Source organism: Geodermatophilus sp. YIM 151500 (assembly GCF_025716945.1).
In the GTDB taxonomy this organism is placed as follows: domain Bacteria; phylum Actinomycetota; class Actinomycetes; order Mycobacteriales; family Geodermatophilaceae; genus YIM-151500.
This window is the reverse complement of sequence record NZ_JAOVZT010000031.1, coordinates 1-5,354: the sequence shown is the minus strand read 5'-3', so window position 1 is coordinate 5,354 and position 5,354 is coordinate 1. Positions and strand designations below refer to the sequence as shown.

The following is a 5,354-nucleotide window of genomic DNA, read 5'->3' as shown; positions in this document are numbered from 1 at the left end:
CGGCACACCGCCGCCGCGCCCACCCCGCTGGCGGCGCCCGGCGGCGTGCCGCGTGCCGTGGCGGTGCTGTTCGACAAGCCGTCGACCCGCACCCGCGTGTCGTTCTCCGTCGGCGTCGCCGAGCTCGGCGGCTACCCGCTGGTGATCGACGCGGCCGCCAGCCAGCTCGGCCGCGGCGAGCCGGTGGAGGACACCACCCGGGTGCTCGACCGGCAGGCCGCGGCGATCGTCTGGCGCACCTTCGCGCAGGACCGGCTCGACACCATGGCCACCGTCAGCCGGGTGCCGGTGGTCAACGCGCTCACCGACGCCTACCACCCCTGCCAGATCCTGGCCGACCTGCAGACCGTCGCCGAGCGCCTCGGCCCGCTGCCCGGCCGGACCCTGGCCTACCTCGGCGACGGCGCCAACAACATGGCCCACAGCTACCTGCTCGGCGGCGCCACCGCGGGCCTGCACGTGCGGATCGGCTCGCCGGAGGAGTACCGGCCCGACCCGGTCGTCGTCGAGCGGGCCGCGGCGGTGGCCGCGGGGACCGGTGGTTCGGTGTCCTGGACCGCCGACCCGGACGCCGCTGTCGAGGGCGCCGACGTGCTGGCCACCGACACCTGGGTCTCGATGGGTCAGGAGGAGGAGCACGACGTCCGCGTGGCCCCGTTCCTGCCCTTCGCGATCGACGAGAAGGCGCTCGCCCGCGCCGCGGACGACGCCGTCGTCCTGCACTGCCTGCCCGCCTACCGCGGCAAGGAGATCGCCGCCGAGGTGATCGACGGCCCGCGGAGCGCGGTGTGGGACGAGGCGGAGAACCGGCTGCACGCCCAGAAGGCGCTCCTGGTCTGGTTGCTGGAGCGCAGCGGATGACCGCCTCCGGCCCGGACGACCGGCTGCCCGGGGCGGACCGGATCCCGACCCCGGTCAGCCGCAGCGCCCGGCAGGCCCGCATCGCCGAGATCATCGGCACGCACGCGGTCGGGTCGCAGGCCCAGCTGGCCGCGCTGCTCTCCGCGTCGGGCATCGAGGTCACCCAGGCCACCCTGTCGCGCGACCTGGAGGACCTCGGCGCGGTCAAGCTGCGCGGCGCCGACGGTGCCCCCGCGACGTACGTGCTGCCACCGGAGAACGCCCCGCTGCGGCCCGCGGCCTCGGCCGCCGCCGCGCCGGCCCGGCTGACCCGCATGCTGGCCGAGCTGCTCACCGACGCCGAGGGCAGCGCCAACCTGGCGGTGCTGCGCACGCCGCCCGGGGCGGCGCAGTTCCTCGCGTCGGCCCTGGACAAGGTGGCGCTGCCCGACGTCCTGGGCACGATCGCCGGCGACGACACCCTGCTGGTCGTCTCCCGGGAGCCCGACGGCGGCCCGGCGCTGGCCGCACGGCTGCGTGCGCTGGCCGCGCGGACGCTGCCGGCCGACGAGCCGGGGACGCCCGGGCGGCCCGACGGGACCGACGAGGAGGGCGCACCGTGACGGGGGCGGGGACGACGGGGGCGGGGATGCCGCAGGCCGGGACCGGGGCCAACGAGACGCGGCTGTGGGGTGGCCGTTTCAGCGGGGGCCCGTCAGCGGCGATGGCCGCCCTGTCCAAGTCGACCGACGTCGACTGGCGGCTCGCGCCCTACGACCTGGCCGGCTCGCGCGCGCACGCGCGGGTGCTGCACCGCGCCGGGCTGCTCGCCGACGACGAGCTGGACCGGATGCTCGGCGCGCTGACCGAGCTGTCGGCCGAGGTCGCCGCGGGCACCTTCGCCCCGGTCGACTCCGACGAGGACGTGCACGAGGCGCTCGAACGGGGCCTGACCGGGAAGCTCGGCGCGCTCGGCGGCAAGCTGCGGGCCGGGCGCAGCCGCAACGACCAGGTGGCCACCGACCTGCGGCTGTACCTGCGGCACTCCGTGCGCGTGCTGGTCGGCGAGCTGGCCGCGCTCGAGGAGGCGCTGGTCGGGCTGGCCGACCGCTACCGCGACGTGCCGGCGCCCGGGATGACCCACCTCCAGCACGCCCAGCCGGTGCTGGCCGCCCACCAGCTGCTCGCCCACGCCTGGTCGCTGGCCCGCGATGTCGACCGGCTGCGCGACTGGGACCGCCGCGCCGCGGTGAGCCCCCTGGGCTCCGGCGCGCTGGCCGGGTCGTCGCTGCCGCTCGACCCGGACGCCGTCGCCGCCGAGCTCGGCTTCGACCGCGCCGCGGACAACTCCGTCGACGCGGTCAGCGACCGCGACTTCGCCGCGGAGTTCTGCTTCTGCGCGGCGCTGGTCGGCGTGCACCTGTCCCGGCTGGGGGAGGAGGTGGTGCTCTGGACGTCGACCGAGTTCGGCTGGGCGGTGCTCGACGACGCCTGGGCCACCGGGTCGTCGATCATGCCGCAGAAGAAGAACCCCGACATCGCCGAACTGGCCCGCGGCAAGTCCGGCCGCTTCGTCGGCAACCTCACCGGCCTCCTGACCATGCTCAAGGGGCTGCCCCTGGCCTACGACCGCGACCTGCAGGAGGACAAGGAGCCCGTCTTCGACTCCGTCGAGCAGCTGCTCCTGCTGCTGCCCGCGGTCACCGGCATGGTCGCGACCCTCGCGCTGCGCCCCGCCGTGCTGGAGGCGGCCGCCCCGCAGGGCTTCGCGCTCGCGACCGACGTGGCCGAGTGGCTCGTGACGCAGGGCGTGCCGTTCCGGTCGGCGCACGAGATCTCCGGCTCGATGGTGGCCTTCTGCGAGAAGGCCGGCGTGGAGCTCGACGAGCTCACCGACCAGCAGCTCGCCGAGGTCTCGCCGTCCCTGACCCCCGCCGTCCGGTCGGTGCTCTCCGTCCGTGGCGCGCTGGCCGCCCGCCGCACCCGCGGCGGGACGGCGCCGGACCGGGTGGCCGAGCAGCTCGACGCGCTCGGCGCACTCCTCGGCGAGCACCGGGCGTGGGCGTCGTCCTCACCCGTGGCGGGCGTGCTCTGACCGCGTCCCCCGACGGGCCGGGGCCGCTGCTGACCGGGGACGAGCTGCTGGGGCCCGTGGACGTCGTGGCGCCGACCCTGCTCGGCTGCTGGCTGGTGACCGACCGCCCCGACGGCCGGGTCGCCGTCCGGCTGACCGAGGTGGAGGCCTACTCCGGCGAGGGCGTGGACCCCGCGTCGCACGCCCACCGCGGCCCCACGCCCCGGGCCGGCATCATGTTCGGCCCGCCGGGGCGGCTCTACGTCTACTTCAGCTACGGCGTGCACTGGTGCGCGAACGTGGTCGTGGGACCCGAGGGACGCGGTTCGGCGGTGCTGCTGCGGGCGGGGGACGTCGTCGCGGGGGAGGAGCTGGCGCGCGCCCGCCGGCCCGCCGCCCGCGTCGTGCGGGACCTGGCCCGCGGGCCGGCGCGGCTCACCCAGGCGCTGGCCATCGGACCGGACGACCGGGGGGCCGACCTGCTCGACCCGGACGGCGCCGTGCGGCTGCACCGCGGGCCGGCGCCGTCCGCCGTCTCCGCGGGCCCGCGCGTCGGGATCAGCCGGGCCACCGACCTGCCGTGGCGGTTCTGGGCCACCGACGCCGCCTCGGTGAGCGCCTTCCGCGCGGGTGGGAGCGGGCGGGGCAGGCGGCTGCCGAGTCGCACCGGCGGGCAGGATGGTCTCCCGTGGACGACGTGATCGACGACCTGCACCGCCGCGGGCTCATCGCCCAGAGCACCGACGAGGCCGCCCTGCGCGCGCACCTCGCCGAGGGGTCGGTCGCGTACTACGCCGGCTTCGACCCGACCGCGTCGAGCCTGCACGTCGGCCACCTGCTGCAGTTCATGGTGCTGCGGGCGCTGCAGCGTGCCGGTCACCAGCCGGTGGTGCTCGTCGGCGGGGCCACCGGGCTGATCGGGGATCCCCGCCCGACCGCCGAGCGGCAGCTGAACGACCCCGCCGTCGTGGCCGGGTGGGTGGACAGCATCCGCCGCCAGGTCGCGCCGTTCCTCGAGCTGCCGGCCGAGCAGGAGGGGCTGCGGGGACCGGTCTACGTCGACAACCTGGACTGGACCGCGCAGCTGTCGGCGATCGAGTTCCTGCGCGACCTCGGCAAGCACTTCCGGGTGGGCCGGATGCTGGCCAAGGAGGCGGTCGCCGCCCGGCTCGCCTCCGAGGCGGGCATCAGCTACACCGAGTTCAGCTACCAGATCCTGCAGGCCAACGACTACCGGGAGCTGTACCGGCGCAACGGCGTCACGCTGCAGTCCGGCGGCTCGGACCAGTGGGGCAACATCACCGCTGGCATCGACCTGGTCCGCCGCACCGAGGGCGCGAGCGCGCACGGGATCGCCACCCCGCTGGTGACGAAGTCCGACGGGACCAAGTTCGGCAAGACCGAGGGCGGCGCGGTGTGGCTGGACCCGTCGCTGACATCGCCGTACGCGTTCTTCCAGTTCTGGCTCAACGCCGAGGACGCCGACGCCCGGGCCTGGCTCCCGCTGTACTCCGAGCGGCCGGCCGAGGAGGTCGAGGCCCTGCTCGCCGAGAGCCGCGACCGCCCGGCGGCACGGACGGCGCAGCGCGCGCTGGCCGAGGAGCTGACCCTCCTCGTGCACGGCCCGGAGGAGCTGCGTCAGGCCGAGGCTGCCGGGCGGGCGTTGTTTGGCCGCGACGATCTCGCCGCGCTGGGGTCCGAGACGCTGGGGGCGGCCCTCCGCGAGGCGGGCAGCGTCGACGTCGACGGCGAGGTGCCGTCGATCGCCCACCTGATGCGGTCGACCGGCCTGGTGAGCAGCCTCTCCGAGGCCCGGCGCACCGTGAAGGAGGGCGGGGCCTACCTGAACAACGAGCGGGTGACCGACGCCGACGCCGTCCCGGGCGAGGACGCGTGGTTGCCGGGCGGCTGGCTCGTGCTGCGTCGCGGGAAGCGCTCGGTCGCCGGGGTGCACCGGTCCGACCGATCCCGCTGACCGGTGCGCCTCCGGCGGACGCGCCGTGGCGCCGGGCCCGTCGCGCGCCGGCCCGCGGCCGCCCGGCTCCTCGAGGCCTTCGCGGACGCCAGGCTCTCGATCCCCTCGCGGTGGCAGCTCGCCGTCGTCCGCCTCCGTCGTCGGGGGAGCGCCCACCGACCTCCGGTGGCGGACGGCGGTGTCCCACCCCGCGGTGTCGGGCGGCTTCCGGACCGTGCCGACCGCGTGACGGGCCGATGTCCGGCAGGTGTCGCGCGTCACCGGCACCCGGTTTGACAGCGCCTCCGGGCGCACCTAGTTTTGTCGATGCGCCGGACGCGCCCGGGAGGGCAGCGGGAGGCCCCCGCGGGGGCCCGGACCGCACGGACGGCGTAGAGTGGACATCCAGCCAGGAGCGAAGCCCGAGAGGGTCGATCTCCTGCGCGTCCGTTCCTTGAGAACTCAACAGCGTGCCGAATGTCAGTG

5 protein-coding genes are annotated in these 5,354 nt (G+C 76.1%); all 5 read left to right on the top strand.

Features of this window, described 5'->3' with window-relative positions; all coding sequences use genetic code 11:
• Positions 1–861 (top strand): ornithine carbamoyltransferase (gene argF / locus OF117_RS21985; protein ID WP_263554992.1); only part of this gene is annotated, 861 nt, incomplete at its 5' end.
• Positions 858–1,463, top strand: coding sequence for an arginine repressor (locus OF117_RS21980; protein ID WP_263554991.1), 606 nt, complete (start codon positions 858–860; stop codon positions 1,461–1,463). The genes argF and OF117_RS21980, both read left to right, overlap by 4 nt.
• Positions 1,460–2,935: an argininosuccinate lyase gene (argH, locus tag OF117_RS21975; protein WP_263554990.1), complete on the top strand. Its 1,476-nt coding sequence runs from the start codon at positions 1,460–1,462 to the stop codon at positions 2,933–2,935. The genes OF117_RS21980 and argH overlap by 4 nt, the downstream gene beginning before the upstream one ends.
• Positions 2,899–3,615 (top strand): DNA-3-methyladenine glycosylase, encoded by a 717-nt coding sequence (locus OF117_RS21970; RefSeq protein ID WP_263554989.1) that lies wholly within the window; start codon positions 2,899–2,901, stop codon positions 3,613–3,615. The genes argH and OF117_RS21970 overlap by 37 nt, the downstream gene beginning before the upstream one ends.
• The gene (tyrS, locus tag OF117_RS21965; protein ID WP_263554988.1) at positions 3,603–4,889 is read left to right on the top strand and encodes a tyrosine--tRNA ligase; all 1,287 of its coding nucleotides are present in this window, start codon (positions 3,603–3,605) and stop codon (positions 4,887–4,889) included. The genes OF117_RS21970 and tyrS overlap by 13 nt, the downstream gene beginning before the upstream one ends.
• Positions 4,890–5,354: the final 465 nt, after the last annotated feature.